Source organism: Pseudomonas sp. Pseusp18, assembly GCF_059506005.1.
This window is the reverse complement of sequence record NZ_CP169240.1, coordinates 944,619-970,311: the sequence shown is the minus strand read 5'-3', so window position 1 is coordinate 970,311 and position 25,693 is coordinate 944,619. Positions and strand designations below refer to the sequence as shown.

The following is a 25,693-nucleotide window of genomic DNA, read 5'->3' as shown; positions in this document are numbered from 1 at the left end:
AGCTCCATGGAACAGACCAAACGCGTCCTGGTGGTCGAGGACGACCTGCACATCGCCGACCTTATCTGCCTGCATCTGCGCGATGAGCAGTTCGAGGTAGTGCACTGCGCCGACGGCGACGAGGGCATGCGTCTGTTGCAGCAAGGAAGCTGGGACGCACTGATCCTCGACCTGATGCTGCCCGGCGTCGATGGCCTGGAAATCTGCCGCCGCGCCCGGGCCATGGCCCGTTACACACCGATCATCATCACCAGTGCGCGCTCCAGCGAAGTACATCGGATTCTGGGACTGGAGCTGGGCGCCGACGATTACCTGGCCAAACCCTTTTCCATGCTCGAGCTGGTGGCACGGGTCAAGGCGCTGCTGCGACGGGTCGACGCCATGGCTCGCAATCTGAAAATGGATGCTGGCAGTCTGATCAGCGATGGCCTGTCCATCGACCCGATCACCCGTGAAGTCTCCCTCGACGGCCGGCGTCTTGACCTCACGCCACGGGAATTCGACCTGCTGTACTTCTTTGTCCGTCAGCCCGGCAAAGTCTTCTCGCGCATGGACCTGCTCAATGCGGTGTGGGGCTACAGCCACGAAGGCTATGAACACACGGTCAACACTCATATCAACCGCCTGCGGGCAAAGATCGAGGCCGATCCGGCGCAACCGGCGCGCATCCTCACGGTGTGGGGCCGTGGCTACAAATTCGCAGCAAGCGGAGAGCAGCCATGAGGCTGACCCTGACTCAACGCCTGTCCCTGGTGTTCGCCGTGCTGTTGCTGGTGTGCTGCGGCACCTCGGCATGGATGCAGGTGCGTTCCAGTCAGATGCATGAACTGGAAGTGGTGCAAGGCTTGTCGCGGGATCTGGCGCAACACATTGCCCACGACACCGTGCTGATGGACCGCAATGGCCCGATGCCCAATGCCGTGCGCGAACTGTTCAGCCAACTGATGCTGGTCAATCCCAGTGTAGAAGTCTATCTGCTGGATACCGGGGGCCGAATTGTCGGCAGCGCCGCGCCCGAGGGGCGGATACGCCGGGAGCAGGTCGATCTGGCGCCGATCCAGCGGTTGCTCAAAGGCGAGGCATTGCCGATTCTCGGCGACGATCCGCGCAGCGTCGACGGTCGCAAGGTGTTCAGCGCCGCGCCTTTGCGGGTCAACGGTCAGCCGGCCGGTTATCTATATGTGGTGTTGCTCAGCGAAGCGCATGACCGCTTCGCCGAACGCGGTGCCACCAGCGCCGCGCTCAATACCGCATTGTTGTCCATTGGGCTGGTGGCGTTGCTGTGCCTGATTGCCGGCCTCACGGCATTTGCCCTGATCACCCGGCCATTGCGTCGTTTGACCGAGAAAGTCAGTCAGTTTGATATCAACGGTGTTCCGACCGCTTCGCCCGAACCTGAGCCGGAGCCGATAGAAAAGGCCGCCAGCCATGATGAGATAGCCGTACTCGACGCGGCCTTTCGGCAGATGCAAGCGCGCCTCGGTGAACAATGGCGCTCGCTGACCCGTCAGGATCAGGAGCGTCGCGAACTGGTGGCCAACATCTCCCACGACCTGCGCACACCGCTGGCCTCGCTGCACGGTTACCTGGAAACCCTGTCGCTCAAGGACGCCACCTTGTCCCCCGCCGATCGCCGTCGTTATCTGGGAATCGCCCTGGATCAAAGCCGCAAGGTTGGCGGCCTGGCGCAATCACTGCTGGAACTGGTGCGGCTGGAACACGGTTTCGTGCAACCGGTGCTGGAGCGTTTCTCCCTGACCGATCTGGTGCAGGACATTTTTCAGAAATTCGAACTCAGCGCCGAAGCGCGCCAGATCGAACTCAAGGCCACCTTCGCCCCCAACGTCGCCGTGGCCTGCGCCGACCTGGGGCTGATTGAGCGGGTGCTGACCAACCTGTTCGATAACGCCCTGCGCCACACCCCCCAAGGTGGAGAAATCGAACTCAGCCTCCGCCCTCAAGGGTCTTTTATCGAAGTGACCGTCAGCGACACCGGCCCCGGCATAACCCCCGAATTACGCGAAGGTCTGTTTCTGCGTCCATTCAACATTGGCGGCGCACGGCGCGATGGCGGGCTGGGATTGCGGATCGTGCACCGGATACTGCAATTGCACGGTCGCGAGATCGAGCTGATCGATGTGCCGGGACGCGGCGCGACTTTTCGCTTCTCCTTGCCGGTGGATGAGCAAACGGCGGAGCAGTGGATGACTCGTTCGATGAATATGAATTCGACGGGGAAATAGTCGATAGCATCGGCCATGGCAGCAGCTATTATCCGGACTCTTCATTCCCGGCACGGACGCTACGTAATGCTCAACACCCTGCAAAACACCCCGCTATGGGTTTATGCGATCTTTCTGCTGCTCTGTTACTACGGCGTCAAAGCCTTGTCCCCCACCCATGAAAGCAAAACGTCGTTGCTTGTCACTCCACCGCTGTTGCTCGGCTGGTCGTTGTACTCGCTGAACCTGACGCTGAGCCCTCAAATATCGATTGGCTGCTGGTTGGCCGCCGTCATTCTGGGCAGCCTCGCGGCACTGGTTGTATTTGCGCGCAAAGGTATTGAGCTGGATGATCCGGAAACCGGGCTGATCGTGCCGGGCACGGTTAAAACACTGGTGCTCTACCTGCTGTTTTTTGCCGTGAACTATTACTTCGGCTATCAGGATGAGGTGCATCCGGAGTTCGCCGTCACGGTTGAGATGGTGCTGCTCAAGGCTACGGCGTCGGGTTTTGTCTGCGGATTGATCAGCGGGCGGGCGCTGAAACTTTATCGGGTGCTGCTGACACTCCAGGCAAAACGCCCGCAGATGTCAGTCGGCTAAAAGCGCTCTCACCAAAAATGCAGACCAGCCACCGGTTCATCCGTGACAACACAGCGCTGGTCCAATAGATTAGGCGGCCTGAAAAAGCCCCGTGCTTTCTCGCCTCAATCCAAGTTAAAGAAGTAGTGAAATTTCAATGTCCGATTCCAATACCGCTGAATCCGTAGTCACCTTGTCGTCCAAAGCGGAATACGAAAACTCCATCAATCTTTCACAACACGTGCCTCAGGCCAAGACCATCAGCGAGATGGTTCTGGACGCTTTTCAATCCACCCGGGAAAGCGACCAGATCCGCGAACTGCGCGCCGCGATTCGCCAGGCTCACGACAGCTTCGATGACGATAAAGCCTACGAATTGATGGGCGAACTCAAGCAATTGAAAGACGCCGAAGCGGCCGATATTGCCGCCCTGGAAGACCTGAGCAGCAAATTCCCGATCAGCCGCATTCTGTCCAGCTTCAAGGACGACCCGGCGTTCCAGGAAATCGTTTATGGCCTGGCGCTGAAAGTGCTGAACCAGACTCACCAAGCCATCAGCAACCCGAGCAGCGGCAAGAGCAAAGCGGCTCGCGCCAAAAAAGAAGTCGAAGTGTTCACCATCAGCAAGGACGGCATCAGCGTCACCCTGCCCCTGCGCACCCCACGCTCGCGCCTGAACGTTGACCGTGAAGCGCTGGAATTCCTGGGCTTCACTTTCGTCGGTGAAGGCGAAGAAGCGGAGCTGGAAAGCGAAACGTTCCTGGACAACGCCGGGGCCGAACAAGCGGTCAACCGCAAGAACATCATCACCGCGCTTCAGCAACAAACCGCGTTCGACGGCTACAGCATCACTGCGCAATAACGCTAAACGCTGCACACAAAAATCCCCGCCATCAGAGCGGGGATTTTTATTGCCTGTATGCCAATCGTAATTAAACGAAAAAGCCCCGCCTTTCTCTCGAAAGGCGGGGCTTTTCTTTACAGCATCCGACGCTTAAGGCGCGTACGTCAGCAACAACTCGCTCGGCACTTTGAAGTCCAGGGACATCATCACGCTCAACGCGGTAATGGTGAAGATCGAGAACACGAACAGCTTGCGTGCCCAGACCGTGTCATCCACTGCCTTGTAGCCGGTCCAGGCCATGTACAGCCAGTACATGCCCATGGCCGCGGCGACGGCGAGGTAGCTCATGCCGGCGTAGCCGCTGAAGGTCAGCATCAAGGTCGCCACGAGGAAGGCCAGGATGTAGAGCAGGATGTGTTTCTTGGCCACTTCAATGCCGCGCTTCACTGGCAGCACCGGAATCGATGCGGCCAGGTAATCGTTGAAGCGGAAGATTGCGATGGCGTAGGAATGCGGCATCTGCCACAAGCTGAACATCACCAGCAACGTCAGTGCGGCCATGTCGAAGTTATTGCTGACCGCGACGTAACCGATCACCGGCGGCATCGCCCCCGACAGACTGCCCACCAGCGTGCCGTGAACCGACTTGCGCTTGAGGTACAGGCTGTAGAAGCCGACGTAGATGACAAAACCGATCACCGCGAACAACGCGGCCAACGGGTTGGCCACCTTGTACAACAACGCAACGCCGGCGACACCCAGGACGGTCGCATAAGCCAGGGCCAGTTTCAGGGAGATTAAGCCCTGGACCAGCACCCGGTTCTTGGTGCGTTCCATCTTCAGGTCGATGTCGCGGTCGATGCAGTTGTTGAACACGCAACCGGAAGCCACGACCAGGGACGTGCCGATCATCGCGGCCAGGAAAATGGCCAGATCGACATGCCCTTTGGAGGCCAGGAAAAATCCGCCTGCCACAGAAAGCACGTTACCGAAAATGATCCCCGGTTTGGTGATTTGGATAAAGTGCTTAAAGGACATCCGGACTTACCTCACTTCGCCATCATGTTGGTGTGGATGCTGAACATGATCCACAGCGACAGGCCAACCAGCAGGACAATCACGATCGCGGCGAAAACAAACGCAATCACGTTGTTACGCTGCGCGGCGGAACGGTCGAGGTGGAGGAAGTACACCAGGTGCACCAGCACCTGGATAACGGCGAAAGCCAGTACGATCCACAGGGTCAGCGACTTCGGCAGCGACGGGTACATCACCAGACCGAACGGGATCAGGGTCAGGATTACCGACAGAACGAAGCCAATGACGTAGGACTTGACGCTGCCGTGACCGGCGTCGTCATGAGAGTGCGCGTTAGCCATTTACATAGTCCCCATCAGATAAACAACGGTGAATACGCAGATCCACACCACGTCCAGGAAGTGCCAGAACAGGCTCAGGCAGCTCAGACGGGTCTTGTTGGTCGCCGTCAGGCCGTTTTTCTGCACCTGGTACATCATGATCGCCATCCAGATCAGACCGCTGGTCACGTGCAGACCGTGGGTGCCGACCAGGGTGAAGAACCCGGACAGGAAGCCCGAACGGTTAGGGCCATAGCCCTCGGAGATCAGCATGTGGAACTCGTTGATCTCCATGCCGATGAAGCCGGCACCGAACATGAAGGTCAGGGCCAGCCAGCCCAGGACCTGCTTCTTGTTGCCACGGAAGAACGCCAGCATGGCGAAGCCGTAGGTGATCGAACTGAACAGCAGCAGAGCGGTTTCGCCCAGTACGTATGGCAGTTCGAAGATGTCGTGGCCCGACGGGCCACCCGCTACGTTGTTAACCAGTACCGCGTACGCTGCGAAGATCGACGCAAACAGAATGCAGTCGGTCATCAGGTAGAGCCAGAAACCGAATACGGTCATCTCGCCCGAGTCGTGGTGATGGTCATCATGCCCATGTCCATCGACATGGGTGTGTCCAGCATTGGTCACTAAGTTCGACATGGTTTAAGCCTGTTCCAACGAGGTTTCAACACGGGTGGTGGTGGCTGGGACTTTCCCGGCTGCTACCAGACGCTTGTGCTGCTCGGCTTCGATGCGCTCGATCACGTCGACCGGCACGTAGTAGCCTTGATCATCACGGGCCGCGTGGATCGCGAAGTAGATCACGGTGCCTGCCAGGCTGGCGATTGCCAGCCACCAGATGTGCCAGATCATCGCGAAACCGAATACGGTCAACAGTGCGCCCATGACCACACCGGTCGCGGTGTTGTTTGGCATGTGGATCGGCTCGTACTTGGTCGGAGCCTTGTACGCGGTGCCGTTTTCCTTGGCTTCGGTGAACGGGTCGACAACGTCGGCTTTTGGCAGCACGGCGAAGTTGTAGAACGGAGGTGGCGAGGAGGTCGACCATTCCAGGGTGTGGGCATTCCATGGGTCGCCGTGCTCGCACATGTTCTGCGGCAGCTTGCGGTCACGGATACTCACGTACAGCTGGATCAGCTGGCAGGCGATACCGGCTGCGATCATCACCGCACCGAACATGGCAACGTACAGGTACGGCACCCACTCAGGGTTGGTGGTGGCGTTCAGGCGACGGGTCATACCCATGAAGCCCAGTACATAGAGCGGCATGAACGCGACGAAGAAGCCGGAGATCCAGAACCAGAATGCTGCCTTGCCCCAGCCTTCGTGCAGCTTGAAGCCGAACGCTTTCGGGAAGTAGAAGGCGAAACCTGCGATGTAACCGAATACCGCGCCGCCGATGATCACGTTATGGAAGTGCGCGATCACGAACAGGCTGTTGTGCAGTACGAAGTCAGCACCCGGGATGGCCAGCAGTACGCCGGTCATGCCGCCGATGGCGAAGGTCACCATGAAGCCCAGGGTCCACATCACCTGGCTGGTGAAGCGCAGACGGCCCTGGTAGATGGTGAACAGCCAGTTGAACAGTTTCACACCCGTCGGGATGGAAATCAGCATCGTCGCCAGACCGAAGAAGGCGTTGACGCTGGCACCCGAACCCATGGTGAAGAAGTGGTGCAGCCAAACCATGAAGCCCAGGATCGAGATCGCGCCCGAAGCGTAGATCATCGAATGGTGGCCGAACAGCTTCTTGCCGGTGAAGGTCGAGATGACTTCGGAGAAGATACCGAACGCCGGCAGGATCAGGATGTAAACCTCAGGGTGACCCCAAGCCCAGAACAGGTTGACGTACATCATCGGATTACCACCAAGTTCATTGGTGAAAATGTGGAAATCCATGTAACGGTCAAGCGTCAGCAAAGCCAGGGTAGCGGTCAGGATCGGGAACGAAGCCACGATCAGGACGTTGGCCCAGGTGCAGGTCCAGGTGAAGATCGGCATGTCCATCAGCTTCATGCCAGGGGTACGCATTTTCAGCACGGTGGCCAGGAAGTTGACCCCCGTCAGCGTCGTACCTAGCCCGGATAGCTGCAGCGCCCAGATGTAGTAATCCATCCCCACGCCCGGACTGTATTGCAGACCCGACAGCGGCGGATAGGCAACCCAACCAGTCTTGGCGAATTCGCCAACGCCCAGGGACAGGTTGATCAGCACCACGCCGGAAACCAGCAGCCAGAAGCTCAGGGAGTTCAGGAACGGGAAGGCAACGTCACGCGCGCCGATCTGCAACGGCACTGCAAGGTTCATCAGGCCGGTGAAGAATGGCATCGCCATGAAAATGATCATGATCACACCGTGGGCGGTGAAGATCTGGTCATAGTGTTCAGGTGGCAGGTAGCCAGGCGAACCCTCGGTGGCCATGGCCAACTGGGTACGCATCATGATGGCGTCGGCAAAGCCGCGCAGCAGCATGACCATGGCGACGACGATGTACATCACGCCGATTTTCTTGTGGTCGACCGAGGTCAACCACTCGGTCCACAAATAGGTCCACTTCTTGAAGTAGGTGATTGCAGCGAACAGTGCCAGACCACCGAGCGCGATCATGGCGATGGTCACCATTACGATCGGTTCGTGGAACGGGACCGCTTCCCAACTTAATTTACCAAACATCGTTTACTCCTCTGCCCCGGCAGCTGAATGCGAACTCATGTCCATTCCTTCCATGGCGGCCACTTCGTGCTCTTTCTTCTCGTGGTGCACTGGCTTGCCCGGTTTCATGCCTTCGTACTTGTCGACGATGATCTGGAACAGGTTCGGCGTGACCGAGGAGTAAAGCTCGACTGGGTTGTTCTGGCTTTGTTTGGACAGGGCTGCGTATTCAGCTTGTTCAAGCTGTTTAGGTGCCTTTTTGACTTCGCTTACCCAGGCGTCGAAATCTTCCTGAGAAGTGGCGATAGCTTTGAATTTCATGCCGGTGAAACCCGCGCCGCTGTAGTTGGCGGAGATACCGTCCATTTCAGCGTTCTGGTTGGCGATCAGGTGCAGTTTGGTCTGCATGCCCGCCATCGCGTAGATCTGACCGCCCAGAGCAGGGATGAAGAACGAGTTCATCACGGCGTCGGAAGTGATCTTGAAGTTGATCGGGGTGTGCGCCGGGAACACGATCTTGTTGACCGTGGCGATGCCTTGTTCCGGGTAGATGAACAGCCACTTCCAGTCCAGCGCGACCACTTCAATGGTGACCGGCTTGACGTCGGATTCCAGCGGCTTGTAAGGATCCAGTGCGTGGGTCGACTTGTAGGTGACATAACCCAGGGCAATGATGATCAGTACCGGAATAGTCCACACCGCGATTTCGATCTTGGTGGAGTGGGACCATTTTGGCGTGTAGACGGCGTCCTGGTTGGAAGCGCGGTATTTCCAGGCGAACAGGAACGTCATGACGATGACCGGCACGACGACCAACAGCATCAGCAGCGTTGCGGTGATGATCAGGTTTCGCTCATCCAGGCCGACCTGGCCCTTGGGATCGAGCAAGGTCATGTTGCAGCCTCCCAGCAACAACGTGCCGAGCAGCGGCAATAAGCCTAGTAGTCTGGGGTACCTGTTTTTACTCATCTCACGACCTCTAAAGCAGCTTGCGCAATGCAGTTGGGTTTTGATCGCCAACACTTCACCCTGCCAAGGGTTGGCATTTTTCTTGGATTGAATAAGGGCCTGCCCGTCGCGCGTCAGACGCGGTTCGACAATTGCTGGGCCTGCGGTGTGTTCTTATTCGAATTCGTGGTCAAGGGCCTTGTTACAGACCAATTCCATTTGGTGCGGATCGTCGGAAGGCACCGACAATGGGGGGTCGCATGAAGCCATCAGGCTTCTCGACGCCCTGTTCTACTCATAAGCCTGAGTCAGGATGAGCAGTGCCGGGAATTCAGTGCGGGCGATTGTAGATATGTAGCGATTCATAAACCATGTCTCATCCCGAAATAATTTTTATCCGTTCCAGCAACAATCATTCACGGTTTTTGCAAAAGTGGGCCATGGTATCGAAATTAATTCTCAACAAAAACACCAAAAAATGTAGGTGTACCGCGCGAAGTTCAGACAGCTTCCTGGGCTCTGCGCTCGCCTCAGACCCTGCTCTACCCCCTATGTGACAAGGGCTTTGGCAATTCGCCAGCCCCTGTTAAAACTGCCTGTTTGGGCTGATTGGCACTGAAAGAGGTAGTGGCTTGCAGAGCCTGTTTTGGGTACCTTGAGGTGTCCCGATTCCATGTCTTGAAATGACTTGCGACACTCGAGCTGTGACAACATGTCGCACACATGCCGCATCCAAAATTGTCGCGCATCAAGGTCTTTTCATTTGAGCTTTGAACATGCAAAACGCCCCGGTCTCTCAACGAGGACCGGGGCGTTTTTTTGTTTCCTGCAACGCTGTGGCGGACGGCCTCAGCGCAGCGCTTTGCGGTTACGCCAAGTGAGCAGCGGCACCAGCACCACGACCAGCACGAACGCCGTCAGCGCCCACTGTGCCAGGGACAAACCAAGGATCGGCGGGTACGGCGTGGAGCAGAAACCGTCGACCTGGAAGCCCAGCGGGAAGATCTTCGCCAGCGGCAGGCCGTCGACGATCGGTTGCAGCACATCGATACCACAGCTGACTTCCGGGTACAGCTGGGTATAGACGTGATGCCCGGCCACCCCGACGCCTGCGATGGCGCTGATCACCACCAACGCCTCGAACAGCGTGATGCTGCGGCGGGTGCGCATCGCCGCGCCGATAAACGCGAAGAGCGCGATCAACAGCAATGCGTAGCGCTGCAAGATGCACAGCGGGCACGGCGCCTCGCCGAGCACCACTTGCATGTACAGCGCGCCACCGATCAGCGCCAGGCAGATGATGCCCAGCAACACCAGATAGCGCCGTTCACGTCCCAACCGCATTGTTTCCTCGCTCATCGCGTTTCCCTTCTGTGTCCGTGGATCAGCTCGCCGGCGGCTGCGCTTGCAGCTGCTGCATCAGGCTGATGTTGTCTTCGATATGCCAATTGGCCGCGATGCGACCGTTGTCGATCTGATAGATATCGGTTGCCCGGAAGTCTACACGCTGGCCCTGACCTTTGAGAGCCTTGAACGGGCCGGTGAAGTGCCCTCGAAAGTGCAAATGCACCACCACCCGATCACCGGCAATGATCATTTGTTCGATCTCGCAGCTCAGGTCCGGCACCGCCGCGCGAAAGAACTTCGACGCCAGCAGCGGCCCGGTTGGCCCCTGAACCCGGCCTTCGGGCGGGGTCTTGTCGACGAACTGTTCCGACAAGGCCGCCTTGGCCAACGCCTCCTCCCCGGTATTCCAGAAGCTGCCATAACGCCGGGCGGCCAATTCCATGGAATCGCGCTGCGCCTTGGGCAGGCTCTGATCGACGATCAGGGATTGCGGCTGGAGCAAGGCTGGCTCGGCGCAAGCAAAGGGACTCGCCAGCAGCGCAGCGGTCAGGCTGAGGCCGGCCAGGGTTGAACGGCAGGAGAAGATGATGTGAGTCATGGGGCGATCCTGATCATGTAAACGAACGAGCGCCTATCATCAGCATCGGGGAATAAACGATAAACCGGTTAAGAACGGATTAACCTTTAAGCGTTTTTTACGAATTAGGATCGTGGTGCCGCTATCGCGGGCAAGCCCGGCTCCCACAGCATAGATGTCGTACACAACGTTTGTGATCGACAACAATCCTGTGGGAGCCGGGCTTGCCCGCGATGAAGGCGACTCGGTCTCCCGAGTCGCCGCAACCGTTTACTCCAACGCCGCAGCCGGCCCGAAGAACTCGTAACGGCTTTGTTTCTCCGGCACACCCAAGGCCTTGAGGTGACGCTTGATCGCCGACATGAAGCCTTTAGGCCCCAGGAAGTAAGCATCGACATCGCGCTGCTGCGGCAACCACTCGCCGAGTTGCTCCTGGCTCAGCAGGCCAACCTTGTCCGCCGCCGGGCTGACGCCATCGTCTTCGGCGTAGCAATAGAAGCGCTTGAGCTGCGGATGACGTTCGGCCAGCCCGTCGATCCAGTCGCGGAAGGCATGCACGCTGCCATTGCGCGCACAGTGGATAAAGTGCACCGGCCGCTCGGTCGCCAGCGCCGCTTCGAGCATCGCCAGTGTCGGGGTGATGCCGACACCGCCACTGATCAGCACCAGCGGTTTGTCGCTGGCGGTCAGGGTGAAGTCGCCCGCTGGCGGGAACAGCATGATGCTCGCGCCGACGTGCAGTTGATCGTGCAAATGGTTGGAGGCGCGGCCACCAGTTTCGCGCTTGACGCTGATGCGGTACTGGCCCTTGTTCGCCAGCGCCGACAGCGAATAGTTACGCCGGATTTCCTCACCATCGAGGATCAATTTCATGCCGATGTACTGGCCGGGCTCGGCCGCGAGAATCGGCCCTTTATCCGCCGGCTCGAAGTAGAACGAAGTGATTTCCGAACTTTCCTCGACTTTGGCCGCCACGATGAATTCCCGCGCGCCGCGCCAGCCGCCCGGTGCCTGGGCTTTCTGGTCGTAGATACTGGCTTCGGCACCGATCAGGATTTCGGCCAGTTGGTTGTAGGCCGCGCCCCAGGCGCTCATCACTTCAGGCGTGGCAATTTCGTCGCCCAGTACTTCAGAGATTGCCCGCAACAGGCAGCTGCCCACGATCGGGTAATGTTCCGGGAGGATTTGCAGGGCCACGTGCTTGTTGATGATCTTGGCCACCAGGTCGCCCAACTGATCGAGCTGATCGATGTGCCGCGCGTACATCAATACACCGTTGGCCAAGGCGCGAGGCTGATCGCCGCTGGCCTGGTGGGCCTGGTTGAACAGCGGGCGGACTTCCGGGTATTCGGAGAGCATCATGCGATAGAAGTGAGTGATCAACGCTTCGCCACCGCTTTCCAACAGCGGCACGGTGGATTTGATGATGGCACGGTCTTGAACGCTAAGCATAAGAGCAACTCCTGGGCTTTATATGAATACCCTTTGCTTATCAGTTTCCATGCCAACAATTAAAACCTTATAAATCAAACAGTTAAAAACAAAGTAGTCATATCGACACACATCGATTTATAGTCATAGCGACTACACGGAGTCATTATGACTGCAAAATTACTGCTCACGACCCTGCTGCCCCTGGTCTCCGACCTGTCCCGCGAGCTACCCGAAGGCGAGCGCTATCGGCGCCTGCTCGAAGCCATGCGCGCCCTGCTCCCTTGCGACGCCGCCGCCCTGCTGCGACTCGACGGCGAATGGCTGGTGCCGCTGGCCGTGGACGGGTTGAGCACCGATACCCTCGGCCGACGCTTCAAGATCAGCGAACACCCGCGCTTCGAAGTGCTGCTCAGCAGTCCCGGCCCGACCCGCTTCGCCGCCGACAGCGACTTGCCCGACCCTTATGACGGCCTGGTCGATGGCCTGCACGAGCATTTGGAAGTCCACGACTGCATGGGCTGCCCGCTGTTTATCGACGAGCGCCCGTGGGGTTTGCTGACCCTCGACGCCCTTGACCCTGAACGTTTTGAACCGATCGAACTGGACGCCCTGCAAGCCTTCGCCAGCCTCGCCGCCGCCACCGTAAACGCCGCCGAGCGCATCGAACGGCTGGCCAATCGCGCCGAAGACGAACATCAACGCGCCGAGGTTTACCGACAGGCCAGCGGCCAGCAGAGCCGCGAAATGATCGGCCAGAGCAAGGCTTACAAACGCCTGGTGGAAGAGATCAACCTGGTGGGCGGCAGCGATCTGACGGTGCTGATCACTGGCGAAACTGGGGTCGGCAAAGAGCTGGTGGCGCAGGCCATTCACGCCGCGTCGCCCCGGGCCGACAAACCAATCATCAGCCTCAACTGCGCCGCCCTGCCGGACACCCTGGTGGAGAGCGAACTGTTCGGCCATGTGCGTGGCGCCTTCACCGGCGCGATGAACGATCGTCGCGGCAAGTTCGAACTGGCCAATGGCGGCACGTTGTTCCTCGATGAAGTGGGCGAACTGTCGCTGGCGGTGCAGGCCAAATTGCTCAGGGTGCTGCAGAGCGGGCAATTGCAGCGGCTGGGGTCGGACAAGGAACATCAGGTCGACGTGCGGCTGATCGCGGCGACCAACCGCGACCTGGCCGAGGAAGTACGCAGCGGCCGCTACCGCGCCGACTTCTATCATCGCCTGAGCGTTTACCCGTTGCTGGTGCCTGCGCTGCGAGATCGCGGTCGGGATGTGCTGTTGCTCAGCGGCTACTTCCTGGAGCAAAACCGCTCACGCATGGGCCTCAACAGCCTGCGCCTGACCAGCGATGCCCAAGCGGCATTGTTGGGGTATGGTTGGCCGGGGAACGTGCGGGAGCTTGAGCACTTGATTGGCCGCAGCGCGTTGAAGGCGCTGGGTAATTGCACGCAACGGCCAAAGATTCTCAGCTTGAGCGCGGCGGATCTGGATTTGCCCAATAGCGGCGTAGAACAGGCAGCGGAACCCGTGGTCGCTGCGCCGGTAGCAGAGTTGATTCCAGGGGATTTGCGTGAAGCCACCGAGCACTATCAGCGCCAACTGATCAGCGCTTGCCTGGAACGGCACCACCACAACTGGGCCAGCGCGGCGCGGGAGTTGGGTCTGGATCGGGCGAACCTGGGGCGGATGGCCAAGCGGCTGGGTATGAAATAAGCAAAGATCGCAGCCTTCGGCAGCTCCTACGCCGATCGCATTTCCCTGTAGGAGCTGCCGGAGGCTGCGATCTTTTGATCTACCCAACCTTTATTGGTGCTAAAGCCAGCCTATAACAAGTCGATAACCCGGCATCGATAGCTGTTGGCGATGCTCATAATCGCCTCACCTTTTCCACAGAAGGTTTTTATGTCTTCCAACAAAGCCCGCGCAGATTCACTTTCGCTTCTGCTGTTTACCTTGCGCAGCGGCAAGCTGATGGCGATCAACCTGCTGAAAGTCAGCGAAATCATCCCCTGCCCGCCGCTGACCAAGCTGCCGGAGTCGCATCCCCACGTCAAAGGCATCGCCACCCTGCGCGGCGCGTCGTTGTCGGTGATCGACCTGAGCCGCGCCATCGGCGAACGACCGCTGGAAGACCCGAACGGTGGCTGCCTGATCGTCACCGACGTCAGCCGCTCCAAACAGGGCCTGCACGTTCAGGCGGTGAGCAAGATCGTCCACTGCCTGACCACCGACATCCGCCCACCACCCTTCGGCTCTGGCGGCGTGCGCTCGTACATCACCGGCGTGACGTCGGTCGACGGCACCCTGGTGCAAGTACTGGATATCGAAAAGGTCATCCACGGCATTGCGCCGGCGCAGATCGAAATGGCCCCGACCGAACTGAGCATGGAAGAGGCTGAAGTACTGGGCAATGCACGGATTCTGGTGGTCGATGACAGCCAGGTCGCCCTGCAACAATCGGTGCACACCCTGCGCAACCTCGGCCTGCAATGCCACACTGCGCGCAGTGCCAAGGAAGCCATCGATTGTCTGCTGGACCTGCAAGGCACCGCCCAGCAGATCAACCTGATCGTCTCGGACATCGAAATGTCGGAGATGGACGGCTATGCCTTCACCCGCACCTTGCGCGAAACCCCGGACTTCTCGCACCTCTACGTGTTGCTGCACACCTCGCTGGACAGCGCGATGAACAGCGAGAAGGCTCGACTGGCCGGGGCCAACGGGGTGCTGACCAAGTTCTCCTCGCCAGAACTGACCAAGTGCCTGATCGAGGCGGCCAGGGTCGTCGCCGAACAAGGTCACTGAGTGTTGGCCGAGGAATTTTGCTTTCTGATGCGGCGCAACCTCGCTGAGGATGTGCCGCTTTCCACTTGGCCAAATGGCGTTGAGCTGACCGAGTACCGTCCCGAACTTGCCGAAGCCGTTCATCACTTGATGGAACTGGGCTATCGGGATGGCGGCGGCCGCGTACCGGCGCTGGAAGTCTGGCAACAGCGGTTTGAAGCCGATCCTGAGTACGATCCGACCCTGTGCTTCATCGCTCTGGATGCCGAAGGCATCGTCGGCGTCGCCCAGTGCTGGACCAGTGCCTACATCAAGGATTTGGTGGTGCACCCGCGTGCTCGAGGCCTCGGACTTGGCCGTGCGCTGCTGCTCCATACTTTCAAGGTGTTTGCGCAGCGCCGCGAAGGTTTTGTGGATTTGAAGGTGCGGGAAGACAACCTTCGGGCGCGGGGTTTGTATGAAAGTGCCGGGATGTATGTGGTCCGGCGGGAGCCGGTGCCTGTCTGATACACCGCTTTCGCGAGCAAACCATCAGGCATACTCCGACCTTGACCACTACACGCCAAGGATGCCTGATCATGAAAGCCACCACCCTGACCTTCCTCTGTCTCACCACCCTCGCCGCCCAGGCCCACGCCTCCAGCCCCGATGCCTGGGCCGCCTTCGACAAAGCCGTGCTCGCCGGTTGCACCAAGGCCAGCGGCCTGAAAAACCCCCAACCCGTCGGCAATGCCGCGCAGTTCGATGACCGGGTCGGTTATGCCGCACTCCTGCTGCAAGGCCAGTACCCGCAAAAACACATGAAAGGCCAGCAAGGCACCGAGCTGTGCCTCTACAACAAGAAAAGCAAAACCGCCTACGTCACCGAATGGGACTCCATCCGTCCAACCACAAAAGCTCAGTGAATGGCGCATAACTTGCTTTGGCACAGGCCTTTGCGGTGGCTTTCTGTCGCCGTTTCATACCCTCACAGGTCACTGGCCGTTCAATGAATACACCGTTTTCCTGCGTAGGTTGTGGCAAATGCTGCACCGACCACCACGTGCCCCTGACACTGGCCGAAGCCCGCATGTGGGCGGCCGATGGCGGCCAGGTGATCGTGCTGGTGGAAGCCTTTCTCGCCAACGGCCTGGGCCTGCCAGCACAACAACGCGAACACGCCGAACGCCGTTCGGCGCTGGTTCGCAGCGGCACCTGCGAAGCGCACGTGGCGATCACCTTCGCCGCCTACAACGTCGGCCCCTGCCGGAATCTTGACGAAGACAACCTCTGCCGCATCTACGAACGCCGCCCGCTGGTGTGCCGCATCTATCCGATGGAAATCAACCCGCATATCCCGCTCAACCCGGCAACAAAGGATTGCCCGCCCGAGTCATGGGAAAAAGGCCCGGATCTGATTGTTGGCGGTGAACTGGTCGATCAGGAATTGGCAGGATTGATCCAGCGCTCCCGCCAGGCGGATCGCGACGAGATTCAGGCCAAGGATGCGATTTGCGCGCTATTGGGGATTCGAACGACAGCGCTGAAGGGCGATGGGTTTACCGCTTATCTGCCGGACATGACCGCGTTTGCCATGGTGATCGATCAGGTGGCGCAGCAATCGCAGGCCGGGGCGGGCGGTGAATGGCTGTTTCATGTGTCTGGCGATGATATCGCCGGGCAAGTGCTGGCGGCCGGGGCGCAGGTGGTGACTGAAGCGCCGCTGAACTATGCGTTTATTTCGTTGCGGGCGGCCTGAACCGCCAAACCGCCGCGCAGTGTCCTTGCGCAGCGGTTTTTTTAACCTCTTAGCGAGGCAGGTAACGCCCGGTAATCGCCTGGTACTGGCCATTCTGCTTGAGACGCTCAAGGGCCGCATTCAGCTCATCGCGCAAGGCGGTGTCGGATTGGCGCACAGCCATCGCCACGCCACTGCCCAGCATGGGGTCCTTGAGCGCAGGCCCGGAAAAATCAAATCCTTGCCCCTGAGGCTGACTTAAAAACGCCTGGGTGATCTCAATCGAGTCTTGCAGGGTCACGTCGATCTCACCCGCCAGCAGGCTGGCTATCAGTTGACTGTTGAAATTGAAACTGCGCACCGTCACTCCCGCCGGAGCCCAACGGGCCTTGGCGAACGCCTCACGGCTGGTGCCTGTCAGAACGCCGACACGCTTGCCTTTGAGCGATTGCGCATCCGGCTGCAGATTCGCCCCTGTACGCGCCACCAGACGGCTGTTCAAGGGATAAAGATTATCGGTGAAGTCGAGCCGTTCTCGACGCGCCGGCGTTGCCGTCATGGGCATGATCACATCGAAATGGTTGGCCTCCAGGGCCGGGATGTTGGTGGCGTAATCCTGATCAACCCAGACACAGCGTTTTTTGAGCTCGGCGCATAGCGCATTACCCAGTTCGATGTTCAATCCGACCAGCTCACCTTTGTCGTTGCGACTCTCGAAGGGGGGAACCAGGGCCTCGACCCCGAAACGGATCTGTGGATTGGCCGCAGACGAAACACAGCCGGCGGTCAGGACCACCAGCGACAACAGGGAGAAGATTTTTACCAAAGGCATTTCGGTGACCGTCATCAAGCATTCAGGGACATGAATCTTTGATGAGTGGTCACCGACTTCCCAGAGGACAAATCGCTCATCCTTGTGGGAATTGTCTCAATGACAGAAGGAACTGCTACCGACAAAAAACGCCTGGCGGTCAGCGTTTGCCCATCGAACGACGAGTGCCGGGAGGCGCTGCGCCCGGGGTCTTGGTGTGGCCGTTCTTGGCGCCATTCTTGTACCAAGGCTGGCTGGCGCTCTTCGCGGCGGCCAGTTCGCCCGGCTTGAACGGAAACTTGAACGCCGGGATCGCCGCTTTGGTTTCGCTGTCGGCGCTGGAGTCGACGCTGTCGGGCAGGTCTGCCTGGTCGTCGCGCAAAGCGTCGGCAACCGGCGGTTGTGTCGGGGAAGTCATGAAAGCTCCGGGTGATGCTAAAGAGTCGGGCCCGGTAGGCGAGCCACGAAAGGCGGCAGTATACCTGTGTCGGAGGCTGCAGGCTGCAGCTGGTCAGTCGGGTTTTGTGCCGACTGACCAACCGCCATCGCAAGCCTGCTCGCGATGAACGATAACGCAGTCTACGCCGGATCGACGTTATCCAGCGCCCGGTTCACCGCCAGCTCCGCCAGCATGATGCTCTGTTGAATCGCCAGCGCCGTGTAGCGCTGCGGGCCAGTCAGGTCGTTGGAGAAATCGCTGGCCAGGACACTCGCCGTGGCTAACGATTCGTAGGCGTGGGCCAAGAGGCTTTCGGTATCCATATTCGGGGCGACCATGAACATGGTGCTGGGGCGGCGTTTTTTTTCGGTGTAGGGCGTTGGGGGATCGAGGTAGTAGTCGAGGGCGCGTTTTATGGCTTCGCGGTCTTTGAGTAATTCTTCGGCGCGCGAGGCTTCGGCGGTGGGTGTGGTGGTGGTGTTGAAGGGTGGATCGGGGACTAACTTATCCATGGAAACTCCTGCTGGAATGGGTGCCACCACTCGCCGGATCTCAAGCGACGAAGAGGTGGCAGCTATGTGCAGAGTGAGATCCACCGGTAGCAGGCAACCGGCCAGACCGAAGTCTGCCCGCACACAGCTGCCATAACGCATTTACAGGCAGCGGATAAGCTGGCGCCAATTATGGTGGTATTGGCGCTAGATGCATACTAATTGCCGGGGATCTCACGCCCGGTCGCTGAATTGTCAGCGACAGCCAAAGACTAGAGAGCCCGCTTCCGACGGACAACCTGAAAGATGTGTGGGAAAGGTCTGCGTTCTGACACATCGATTAAACATTCAAAAGCGGAACGCGGAAGGCATTGCGCCCCACAACCCACGCCTGACACCGCTTTGCGTAGGAGCTGCCGAAGGCTGCGATCTTTTGATCTTGAAAACCAACGTCAAAAGATCGCAGCCTTCGGCAGCTCCTACATAGGTTTGTGTACACCCGCTATGGATTGGTCGGCTGTCAGGCCGCCTTCGCGGGCAAGTCGGATCGCCGCACCGCTCGCTCCTACGGTGAAGCGGCGCACACCTCTGCCCTTCACCACTCAACAGGTCGAGCGTTAGCTCGCCTGCCGCTTTTGATCTTGATTCACCCGCCCCTTCGGGAGGCTGAGCGCAGGTGTTCATCTGGGGATTGGCGCGCAGCGCCGTTCGACGCAGTCGAACCCATCGCATGTAGGTTGAAGCGAAGCCAACCGTAGGGCGATGCCCCCAGATGGATACCGGAGCGAAGGAACCCCGAGCCTTAGCGAGGGGCCGGACGCTTGGGGCGAGCGTTTTTTGCTTCCTTTTTTAGGCGCTTGTAAAAAAGGGAGTCGCCGTAAGGGCGAAACCGCCAGCTGCCGTTACCGCAGAAATGGATATGTACTCCGTAAGTAAGAGCTTGGTCGGCTATAAGGCCGCCAAGATCAAAACAAGATCCCGGTCCAAACTGACAGCGCCGTCAGTTACCAGTCACGCTCCTGACCGGCGAACAGGTTTATAAAGGAAGGTATAAACCTGACAAAACCAGACCACTCAGCCCGGCGCCCCACTCGCATGCGAATTCAGAAAAAAACCGCCCTGCTCGCCGCCCTTCTGATCGCCTTGGCAGCGACGGGCGTTTGGTACGCCACCAAACCCACCACCGCCAAACTGGCCGCCCCCAGCGCCATCCCCGTGCGGGTGGTCAGCGTCGCTGAAAAAGATGTGCCCTGCTACGTCAGCGGCATCGGCTCGGTGTTGTCCTTGCACAGCGTGGTCGTGCGCCCGCAAATCGACGGCATCCTCACCAAACTGCTGGTCAAGGAAGGCCAACTGGTGAACCAGGGCGACCTGCTGGCCACCCTCGATGACCGCTCGATCCGCGCCAGCCTCGACCAGGCCCGGGCGCAACTGGGCGAAAGCCAGGCGCAACTGCAAGTGGCCCAGGTCAACCTCAAACGCTACAAACTGCTCAGTGTCGACGACGGCGTGTCCAAGCAGACCTACGACCAGCAACAAGCCCTGGTCAACCAACTCAAAGCCACCGCCCAAGGCAATCAGGCCTCGATCGACGCCGCTCTGGTACAGCTTTCCTACACACAGATTCGCTCGCCAGTCACCGGTCGCGTTGGTATTCGCACGGTGGATGAAGGCAACTTCCTGCGCATGACCGACACCCAAGGCTTGTTCACAGTGACCCAGATCGACCCGATCGCCGTGGAGTTTTCCCTGCCGCAGCAAATGCTGCCGACCCTGCAAGGCCTGATCAACAATCCACAGCAAGCACCGGTCAAGGCTTACATCGGCGCCGACACTGACGGTGAAACCGGCAACCTGCTGGGCGAAGGTCACCTGACCCTGATCGACAACCAGATCAACGCCAACACCGGCACCATCCGCGCCAAGGCCGAATTCGCCAACCCCGCACAGAAACTCTGGCCGGGCCTGCTGGTGACGGTAAAGATTCAGACAGCGCTGGATAAAAATGCGCTGGTGGTGCCGCCCACGGTCGTACAACGCGGGCTCGATCAACATTTCGTGTACAGGGTCAACGGCGACAAGGTCGAAGCCGTGCAGGTGCAAATGGTCTATCAAGGCAGCGGCCAGGACATTATCAAAGGCGTTAAACCGGGCGACGTGCTGGTCAGCGACGGCCAATCGAGGCTCAAACCCGGCTCGACGGTTCAGGTACTGAGCGAGCCACCGCAAGTGGTCCAATCGGAGCCAAAACCATGAAGGGCCACGGTTCCATTTCCGCGTGGTGCATCGATCATCCGGTGGCGACGGTCCTGCTGACCTTTGCCCTTATATTGCTCGGCGTCATCGCCTTCCCGCGACTGTCGATTGCGCCACTGCCGGAAGCGGAATTCCCGACCATTCAGGTGGCCGCGCAGCTGCCCGGCGCCAACCCGGAGACCATGGCCTCATCGGTGGCCACGCCGCTTGAAGTGCAATTCAGCGCCATCCCCGGCGTAACCCAGATGACCTCGAGCAGCGCCTTGGGCTCAACAATCCTGACCCTGCAATTCACCCTCGACAAAAGCATCGACACCGCCGCCCAGGAAGTCCAGGCCGCGATCAACACCGCCGCCGGCAAACTGCCCAAAGACATGCCGAACCTGCCGACCTGGCGCAAGGTCAACCCGGCCGACAGCCCGGTGCTGATCCTCAGCATCAATTCACCGCAAATGCCCGGCACCGAACTCAGCGATCTGGTAGAAACCCTGCTCGCCCGTCAGATCAGTCAGATCGACGGTGTAGGCCAAGTCAATATCACCGGTCAGCAACGTCCGGCGATTCGCGTGCAGGCCTCGGCGGACAAACTCGCCGCCATTGGCCTGACCCTGGCGGACATTCGCCTGGCGATCCAGCAAACCAGCCTCAACCAGGCCAAAGGTGCGTTGTACGGCGAGTCGAGCATCTCGACCCTGTCCACCAACGACCAGTTGTTCCACCCCGAGGATTACAGCCAACTCATCGTTTCCTACAAGAACGGTGCCCCAGTTCATCTCAAGGACGTGGCCAAAGTGGTCAACGGTTCAGAAGATGCCTACATCCAGGCCTGGGCTGACGGCCAGCCGGGGGTGAACCTGGTGATTTTCCGGCAACCGAGCGCCAACATCGTCGAGACCGTTGATCGTATTCAAGCGGCCCTGCCGACGCTGAATGCCATGTTGCCGGCCTCGGTGCAGGTCAAGGTGTTGATCGACCGCACCCAGACCATCCGCGCCTCGCTGCATGAAGTGGAAGTCACCCTGCTGATCGCGATCCTGCTGGTGGTGGCGGTGATGGCGCTGTTCCTGCGGCAACTGTCGGCGACCCTGATCGTGACAGCGGTGCTCGGTGTGTCGCTGACTGCCAGTTTCGCCCTGATGTACATCATGGGCTTCAGCCTGAATAACCTGACGCTGGTGGCGATCGTGGTGTCCGTCGGGTTTGTGGTCGACGATGCGATTGTGGTGGTGGAAAACATTCACCGGCACCTGGAGGCCGGCGACGGCATGCGCGAGGCGGCGATCAAAGGCGCCGGCGAGATCGGTTTTACCGTGGTCTCGATCAGTTTCTCGCTGGTGGCGGCGTTCATTCCGCTGCTGTTCATGGGCGGCGTGGTCGGGCGGCTGTTCAAGGAGTTCGCCTTGACCGCGACCTCGACCATCCTGATTTCGGTGGTGGTGTCCCTGACCCTGGCACCGACGCTGGCCGCGCTGTTCATGCGCGCACCGGTGCATCATGCCCACAGCAAGCCGGGTTTCGGCGAGCGCTTGCTGGCGCTGTACGATAAGGGCCTGCGCCGCGCCCTCGCCCATCAGACATTGATGATCGGTGTGTTCGGCCTGTCGCTGGGGCTGGCCATTGCCGGTTACATCTTCATCCCCAAAGGCTTCTTCCCGATACAGGACACCGGATTCGTCCTCGGCACCACCGAAGCAGCTGCAGATATTTCCTACGGCGACATGGTGAAAAAACACTTGGCGATGGCCGAAATCGTCGCCGCCGACCCCGCCGTCGAGACGTTCTCGCACTCGGTCGGCGTTTCAGGCAGCAACCAGACCATCGCCAACGGCCGCTTCTGGATTTCGCTGAAAAAACGTGGCGACCGCGATGTGTCCGCCAGCCAGTTCATCGACCGGATTCGCCCGCAACTGATGAAAGTCCCGGGCATCGTGCTGTACCTGCGCGCCGGGCAAGACATCAACCTCAGCTCCGGCCCGAGCCGCGCCCAGTACCAATATGTGCTCAAGAGCAACGACGGTGCCCTCCTGAGTACCTGGACCCAGCGCTTGACGGAAAAACTGCGCAGCAACCCGGCGTTCCGCGACATTTCCAACGACTTGCAACTGGGCGGCAGCATCACCCACATCAGCATCGACCGCAGCGCCGCGGCGCGTTTCGGCCTGACCGCCAGCGATGTCGACGAGGCGCTGTACGACGCCTTCGGTCAGCGGCAAATCAATGAATTCCAGACCCAGACCAACCAGTACAACGTGATTCTGGAACTGGACACCAAACAGCGCGGCAAGGCCGAAAGCCTCAACTATTTCTACCTGCGCTCGCCGCTGAGTGGGGAAATGGTGCCGCTGTCGGCCCTGGCGAAATTCGATGCACCGACCATCGGCCCGCTGTCCATCGCTCACGACGGGATGTTCCCGGCGGCCAACCTGTCATTCAACTTGGCATCCGGCGTGGCGTTGGGTGATGCGGTGATCATGCTCAACCAGGCCAAGGCTGACATCGGTATGCCGGCCGCCATCAGCGGTAACTTCCAGGGCGCGGCCCAGGCGTTCCAGAGTTCGCTGGCCAGCCAGCCGTGGTTGATTCTGGCGGCGTTGGTGGCGGTGTACATCATTCTTGGCGTGCTGTACGAGAGCTTCGTGCATCCGCTGACGATCATCTCGACCCTGCCCTCGGCGGGGCTCGGGGCGGTGATCATGCTGTGGATCTCTGGCCAGGACTTTTCGATCATGGCGCTGATCGGGCTGGTGTTGCTGATCGGCATCGTCAAGAAGAACGGCATTCTGATGATCGACTTCGCGCTGGATGCCCAGCGCAACCGTGGCCTGCCACCGCTGGAGGCGATCCATGAGGCCTGCCTTACACGGTTCCGGCCGATCATCATGACCACGCTTGCCGCCCTGCTCGGCGCCTTGCCGTTGATGATCGGCTACGGCACCGGCGCCGAACTGCGTCAGCCATTGGGTATTGCGGTGGTCGGCGGCTTGCTGGTGAGCCAGGCGCTGACGCTGTTCACTACGCCGGTCATATACTTGTGGCTTGAGCGGCTATTTCATAGACCCACACCAGCACAGCAGCCGGTGCTGGTGACCACAGACTGAGGCGGGGTCATGCGCGTTCTGATTATCGAAGACGAGGAAAAAACCGCGGATTATCTACACCGTGGTTTGACGGAACAGGGCTACACCGTGGATGTGGCCCGCGATGGCGTCGAAGGCCTGCACCTGGCGCTGGAAAGCGACTACGCGGTGATTGTCCTCGACGTCATGCTGCCGGGCCTCGACGGTTTTGGCGTGCTGCGGGCCTTGCGTGCGCGCAAGCAAACCCCGGTGATCATGCTCACCGCCCGCGAGCGGGTTGAAGACCGCATCAAAGGCCTGCGCGATGGCGCCGACGACTACCTCGGCAAACCGTTTTCCTTCCTCGAACTGGTAGCGCGTTTGCAAGCGCTGACCCGTCGCAGCGGTGGCCATGAGCCGGTGCAGGTGAGCATCGCCGACCTGTGGATAGATTTGATCAGCCGCAAAGCCACCCGCGCCGGCACCCGTCTGGACCTGACCGCCAAGGAGTTTTCGCTGCTCAGCGTACTGGCGCGGCGACAAGGGGAAATCCTCTCGAAAACCGCCATCGCCGAGATGGTCTGGGATATCAATTTCGACAGCGACGCCAACGTGGTCGAAGTCGCGATCAAACGCCTGCGGGCCAAGCTCGATGGGCCGTTCGACGAGAAATTGCTGCACACGATTCGTGGCATGGGTTATGTGCTGGAGAGCCGTGGTGTCCAGTAATTCCATCGCGCTGCGCCTGAGCGGGATGTTTACGCTGGTGGCGCTGCTGGTGTTCCTGTTGATCGGCGGTGCGCTGTATCAACAGGTCGACAAGGGCTTGGGCCTGCTGCCCGAAGCCGAGCTCGATGCCCGCTACAGCGTGCTCGAATCGGCGCTCAACCGTTACGGCACGCCCGAGCATTGGGTGAAGATCAACGCCAAGCTCAAGCTGCTGAGCGAAGAAGACAAGCGCATTCGCTTTTGGGTGGTCAGCGGTAATCCCGGTTATGAATACGGCCAACCCGACGCGTCGATCCGCGCGTTCGCCCAAGGCCCATTGGGCATGCGCGACATGGAATTACCCGACCATCCGTACCCGCTGAAAGTGCTGCTAACCGAGTTGCCAGCCAAGGACCAGCGCCCACCGCTGCGCTTCATGATCGGCATCGACACCGAAACCTTTTACGAGACGCAGCACCACTTGCTGATCGCCCTGATCAGCCTGGCGATCATTGGGGTATTGCTGGCCTCGCTACTCGGTTACTGGGTGGCGCGGATCGGCCTCAAACCGCTGATCAAGTTGTCGCAGGAAGCCCAGCGCCTGGCGCCACCACGGCTGTCCGGGCGCTTGCAATTGTCGCCATTGCCCCCGGAGCTCGATCAGTTCGTCAGCTCGTTCAACGCCACACTGGAACGGGTGGAACAGGCCTACTCGCGGCTGGAATCGTTCAATGCCGACGTGGCCCATGAACTGCGCTCGCCGCTGACCAACCTGATCGGCCAGACCCAGGTTGCACTGACACGCGGGCGTTCAGCCGAACACTATTTCGAAGTGCTGCAATCGAACCTCGAAGAGCTCGAACGGCTGCGCTCGATCATCAACGACATGCTGTTCCTCGCCAGCGCCGACCAGGGCAGCAAGGCCACCCAACTGACGTCCACCTCGCTGGCCGACGAAGTGGCGACGACGCTGGAGTACCTGGATTTCATTCTTGAGGATGCACAGGTTCAGGTCGAGGTCAGTGGCGACGCGCAGGTGCGAATCGAGATCGCACATCTGCGCCGGGCGTTGATCAACTTGCTGAGCAACGCGGTGCAGCACACCGCGCCCGGGCAAGTGATTCAGGTGCGGATCGAAGTCGAAGAGCACCAAGTGAGCATCGGCGTCGCCAACCCGGGATCGCCGATTGCCAGTGAGCATCTGCCGCGCCTGTTCGAACGCTTCTACCGGGTCGATGCGTCACGCAGTAACAGCGGCAACAACCATGGCCTGGGGTTGGCGATCGTCAAGGCGATTGCGCTGATGCATGGCGGGGATGTGTTTGTGCGCAGTGATCATGGGATGAATACATTCGGCATTCACCTTCCAGTCTGACCCCCCACTCCCTGTGGCGAGCGAGCTTGCTCGCGCTGGGCTGCGAAGCGGCCCCAAAAATACGACTACATTCAATC

Annotated in this window: 23 protein-coding genes and 1 pseudogene; 13 read left to right on the top strand and 11 right to left on the bottom strand. The window is 59.6% G+C overall.

What is annotated here, in order from left to right; all coding sequences use genetic code 11:
• Nucleotides 1-6: 6 nt before the first annotated feature.
• The 4 genes from ACEN9A_RS04210 (at nucleotide 7) to ACEN9A_RS04195 (ending at nucleotide 3,666) form a co-directional block, all read left to right on the top strand.
• The gene (locus tag ACEN9A_RS04210) at nucleotides 7-723 is read left to right on the top strand and encodes a response regulator transcription factor (protein WP_018930163.1); all 717 of its coding nucleotides are present in this window, start codon (nucleotides 7-9) and stop codon (nucleotides 721-723) included.
• Nucleotides 720-2,243, top strand: coding sequence for a sensor histidine kinase (locus tag ACEN9A_RS04205; RefSeq protein ID WP_413388548.1), 1,524 nt, complete (start codon nucleotides 720-722; stop codon nucleotides 2,241-2,243). The genes ACEN9A_RS04210 and ACEN9A_RS04205 overlap by 4 nt, the downstream gene beginning before the upstream one ends.
• Before the next feature lie 66 nt (nucleotides 2,244-2,309).
• A complete protein-coding gene (locus ACEN9A_RS04200; protein WP_258672417.1) occupies nucleotides 2,310-2,825 on the top strand; it encodes a hypothetical protein in 516 nt (171 codons plus the stop codon).
• Nucleotides 2,826-2,961: 136 nt separating this feature from the next.
• A complete protein-coding gene (locus ACEN9A_RS04195) occupies nucleotides 2,962-3,666 on the top strand; it encodes a hypothetical protein (RefSeq protein ID WP_258672416.1) in 705 nt (234 codons plus the stop codon).
• Nucleotides 3,667-3,798: 132 nt separating this feature from the next.
• Here ACEN9A_RS04195 and cyoE read toward each other — a convergent pair whose 3' ends face one another.
• The 8 genes from cyoE to hmpA form a co-directional block, all read right to left on the bottom strand.
• Nucleotides 3,799-4,686: a heme o synthase gene (cyoE, locus tag ACEN9A_RS04190; RefSeq protein WP_007941628.1), complete on the bottom strand. Its 888-nt coding sequence runs from the start codon at nucleotides 4,684-4,686 to the stop codon at nucleotides 3,799-3,801.
• A gap of 11 nt (nucleotides 4,687-4,697) precedes the next feature.
• A complete protein-coding gene (gene cyoD, locus ACEN9A_RS04185; RefSeq protein ID WP_007941629.1) occupies nucleotides 4,698-5,027 on the bottom strand; it encodes a cytochrome o ubiquinol oxidase subunit IV in 330 nt (109 codons plus the stop codon).
• Nucleotides 5,028-5,654, bottom strand: a complete 627-nt coding sequence (locus ACEN9A_RS04180; RefSeq protein WP_258672415.1) for a cytochrome o ubiquinol oxidase subunit III — start codon at nucleotides 5,652-5,654, stop codon at nucleotides 5,028-5,030.
• Between the two features lie 3 nt (nucleotides 5,655-5,657).
• Nucleotides 5,658-7,688 (bottom strand): cytochrome o ubiquinol oxidase subunit I, encoded by a 2,031-nt coding sequence (gene cyoB / locus ACEN9A_RS04175; RefSeq protein ID WP_018930157.1) that lies wholly within the window; start codon nucleotides 7,686-7,688, stop codon nucleotides 5,658-5,660.
• Between the two features lie 3 nt (nucleotides 7,689-7,691).
• Nucleotides 7,692-8,636, bottom strand: a complete 945-nt coding sequence (gene cyoA, locus ACEN9A_RS04170) for a ubiquinol oxidase subunit II (protein ID WP_026286728.1) — start codon at nucleotides 8,634-8,636, stop codon at nucleotides 7,692-7,694.
• Nucleotides 8,637-9,464: 828 nt separating this feature from the next.
• A complete protein-coding gene (locus ACEN9A_RS04165; RefSeq protein ID WP_019582334.1) occupies nucleotides 9,465-9,974 on the bottom strand; it encodes a disulfide bond formation protein B in 510 nt (169 codons plus the stop codon).
• Nucleotides 9,975-9,999: 25 nt separating this feature from the next.
• Nucleotides 10,000-10,560 (bottom strand): ester cyclase, encoded by a 561-nt coding sequence (locus ACEN9A_RS04160; RefSeq protein ID WP_258672414.1) that lies wholly within the window; start codon nucleotides 10,558-10,560, stop codon nucleotides 10,000-10,002.
• Between the two features lie 249 nt (nucleotides 10,561-10,809).
• Nucleotides 10,810-11,991 carry an NO-inducible flavohemoprotein gene (hmpA, locus tag ACEN9A_RS04155; protein WP_258672413.1) on the bottom strand — a complete coding sequence of 394 codons (1,182 nt, stop codon included), beginning with the start codon at nucleotides 11,989-11,991 and terminating at the stop codon, nucleotides 10,810-10,812.
• 147 nt (nucleotides 11,992-12,138) lie between these two features.
• On the opposite strand from hmpA, the gene norR reads away from it, so the two are divergent.
• From norR to ACEN9A_RS04130, 5 genes are all read left to right on the top strand, one after another.
• Nucleotides 12,139-13,692 (top strand): nitric oxide reductase transcriptional regulator NorR, encoded by a 1,554-nt coding sequence (gene norR, locus ACEN9A_RS04150; protein ID WP_258672412.1) that lies wholly within the window; start codon nucleotides 12,139-12,141, stop codon nucleotides 13,690-13,692.
• Nucleotides 13,693-13,881: 189 nt separating this feature from the next.
• Nucleotides 13,882-14,784, top strand: coding sequence for a chemotaxis protein CheV (locus ACEN9A_RS04145; RefSeq protein ID WP_018930150.1), 903 nt, complete (start codon nucleotides 13,882-13,884; stop codon nucleotides 14,782-14,784).
• A 27-nt stretch (nucleotides 14,785-14,811) separates the two neighbouring features.
• The gene (locus ACEN9A_RS04140; protein ID WP_258672411.1) at nucleotides 14,812-15,270 is read left to right on the top strand and encodes a GNAT family N-acetyltransferase; all 459 of its coding nucleotides are present in this window, start codon (nucleotides 14,812-14,814) and stop codon (nucleotides 15,268-15,270) included.
• 71 nt (nucleotides 15,271-15,341) lie between these two features.
• The gene (locus ACEN9A_RS04135) at nucleotides 15,342-15,668 is read left to right on the top strand and encodes a hypothetical protein (RefSeq protein ID WP_258672410.1); all 327 of its coding nucleotides are present in this window, start codon (nucleotides 15,342-15,344) and stop codon (nucleotides 15,666-15,668) included.
• Between the two features lie 83 nt (nucleotides 15,669-15,751).
• Complete coding sequence (locus tag ACEN9A_RS04130; RefSeq protein ID WP_258672409.1) at nucleotides 15,752-16,501, top strand: YkgJ family cysteine cluster protein; 750 nt, start codon at nucleotides 15,752-15,754, stop codon at nucleotides 16,499-16,501.
• 55 nt (nucleotides 16,502-16,556) lie between these two features.
• Here ACEN9A_RS04130 and ACEN9A_RS04125 read toward each other — a convergent pair.
• The 3 genes and pseudogenes from ACEN9A_RS04125 to ACEN9A_RS04115 all read right to left on the bottom strand — a co-directional run.
• Nucleotides 16,557-17,312: pseudogene (locus ACEN9A_RS04125) on the bottom strand (transporter substrate-binding domain-containing protein); the annotation flags it as partial.
• Between the two features lie 139 nt (nucleotides 17,313-17,451).
• Nucleotides 17,452-17,709, bottom strand: coding sequence for a hypothetical protein (locus ACEN9A_RS04120; protein ID WP_018930146.1), 258 nt, complete (start codon nucleotides 17,707-17,709; stop codon nucleotides 17,452-17,454).
• Between the two features lie 161 nt (nucleotides 17,710-17,870).
• Nucleotides 17,871-18,242, bottom strand: a complete 372-nt coding sequence (locus ACEN9A_RS04115; protein WP_258672407.1) for a DUF6124 family protein — start codon at nucleotides 18,240-18,242, stop codon at nucleotides 17,871-17,873.
• 1,074 nt (nucleotides 18,243-19,316) lie between these two features.
• Here ACEN9A_RS04115 and ACEN9A_RS04110 point away from each other — a divergent pair.
• The 4 genes from ACEN9A_RS04110 to ACEN9A_RS04095 are packed head-to-tail and all read left to right on the top strand — an operon-like array spanning nucleotide 19,317 to nucleotide 25,616.
• A complete protein-coding gene (locus tag ACEN9A_RS04110; RefSeq protein ID WP_258672406.1) occupies nucleotides 19,317-20,477 on the top strand; it encodes an efflux RND transporter periplasmic adaptor subunit in 1,161 nt (386 codons plus the stop codon).
• Nucleotides 20,474-23,575, top strand: a complete 3,102-nt coding sequence (locus tag ACEN9A_RS04105; protein ID WP_258672405.1) for a multidrug efflux RND transporter permease subunit — start codon at nucleotides 20,474-20,476, stop codon at nucleotides 23,573-23,575. The genes ACEN9A_RS04110 and ACEN9A_RS04105 overlap by 4 nt, the downstream gene beginning before the upstream one ends.
• A 9-nt stretch (nucleotides 23,576-23,584) precedes the next feature.
• Complete coding sequence (locus ACEN9A_RS04100; RefSeq protein WP_007943491.1) at nucleotides 23,585-24,262, top strand: heavy metal response regulator transcription factor; 678 nt, start codon at nucleotides 23,585-23,587, stop codon at nucleotides 24,260-24,262.
• Nucleotides 24,252-25,616, top strand: a complete 1,365-nt coding sequence (locus ACEN9A_RS04095; protein ID WP_258672404.1) for a heavy metal sensor histidine kinase — start codon at nucleotides 24,252-24,254, stop codon at nucleotides 25,614-25,616. Before ACEN9A_RS04100 ends, ACEN9A_RS04095 begins: the two co-directional genes overlap by 11 nt.
• The last annotated feature ends 77 nt before the right edge of the window (nucleotides 25,617-25,693 follow it).

Bases quoted from the DNA above. Each gene is read 5' to 3' on its own strand.
- ACEN9A_RS04110 (WP_258672406.1), top strand. From the start codon at position 19,317: ATGCGAATTCAGAAAAAAACCGCCCTGCTCGCCGCCCTTCTGATCGCC.
- ACEN9A_RS04120 (WP_018930146.1), bottom strand. From the start codon at position 17,709: ATGACTTCCCCGACACAACCGCCGGTTGCCGACGCTTTGCGCGACGAC.
- norR (WP_258672412.1), top strand. From the start codon at position 12,139: ATGACTGCAAAATTACTGCTCACGACCCTGCTGCCCCTGGTCTCCGAC.
- ACEN9A_RS04195 (WP_258672416.1), top strand. From the start codon at position 2,962: ATGTCCGATTCCAATACCGCTGAATCCGTAGTCACCTTGTCGTCCAAA.
- hmpA (WP_258672413.1), bottom strand. From the start codon at position 11,991: ATGCTTAGCGTTCAAGACCGTGCCATCATCAAATCCACCGTGCCGCTG.
- ACEN9A_RS04130 (WP_258672409.1), top strand. From the start codon at position 15,752: ATGAATACACCGTTTTCCTGCGTAGGTTGTGGCAAATGCTGCACCGAC.
- ACEN9A_RS04135 (WP_258672410.1), top strand. From the start codon at position 15,342: ATGAAAGCCACCACCCTGACCTTCCTCTGTCTCACCACCCTCGCCGCC.
- cyoB (WP_018930157.1), bottom strand. From the start codon at position 7,688: ATGTTTGGTAAATTAAGTTGGGAAGCGGTCCCGTTCCACGAACCGATC.
- ACEN9A_RS04180 (WP_258672415.1), bottom strand. From the start codon at position 5,654: ATGTCGAACTTAGTGACCAATGCTGGACACACCCATGTCGATGGACAT.
- ACEN9A_RS04165 (WP_019582334.1), bottom strand. From the start codon at position 9,974: ATGAGCGAGGAAACAATGCGGTTGGGACGTGAACGGCGCTATCTGGTG.
- ACEN9A_RS04160 (WP_258672414.1), bottom strand. From the start codon at position 10,560: ATGACTCACATCATCTTCTCCTGCCGTTCAACCCTGGCCGGCCTCAGC.
- ACEN9A_RS04145 (WP_018930150.1), top strand. From the start codon at position 13,882: ATGTCTTCCAACAAAGCCCGCGCAGATTCACTTTCGCTTCTGCTGTTT.
- ACEN9A_RS04115 (WP_258672407.1), bottom strand. From the start codon at position 18,242: ATGGATAAGTTAGTCCCCGATCCACCCTTCAACACCACCACCACACCC.
- ACEN9A_RS04100 (WP_007943491.1), top strand. From the start codon at position 23,585: ATGCGCGTTCTGATTATCGAAGACGAGGAAAAAACCGCGGATTATCTA.
- ACEN9A_RS04140 (WP_258672411.1), top strand. From the start codon at position 14,812: ATGCGGCGCAACCTCGCTGAGGATGTGCCGCTTTCCACTTGGCCAAAT.
- cyoE (WP_007941628.1), bottom strand. From the start codon at position 4,686: ATGTCCTTTAAGCACTTTATCCAAATCACCAAACCGGGGATCATTTTC.
- ACEN9A_RS04210 (WP_018930163.1), top strand. From the start codon at position 7: ATGGAACAGACCAAACGCGTCCTGGTGGTCGAGGACGACCTGCACATC.
- ACEN9A_RS04200 (WP_258672417.1), top strand. From the start codon at position 2,310: ATGCTCAACACCCTGCAAAACACCCCGCTATGGGTTTATGCGATCTTT.
- cyoD (WP_007941629.1), bottom strand. From the start codon at position 5,027: ATGGCTAACGCGCACTCTCATGACGACGCCGGTCACGGCAGCGTCAAG.
- cyoA (WP_026286728.1), bottom strand. From the start codon at position 8,636: ATGAGTAAAAACAGGTACCCCAGACTACTAGGCTTATTGCCGCTGCTC.
- ACEN9A_RS04105 (WP_258672405.1), top strand. From the start codon at position 20,474: ATGAAGGGCCACGGTTCCATTTCCGCGTGGTGCATCGATCATCCGGTG.
- ACEN9A_RS04205 (WP_413388548.1), top strand. From the start codon at position 720: ATGAGGCTGACCCTGACTCAACGCCTGTCCCTGGTGTTCGCCGTGCTG.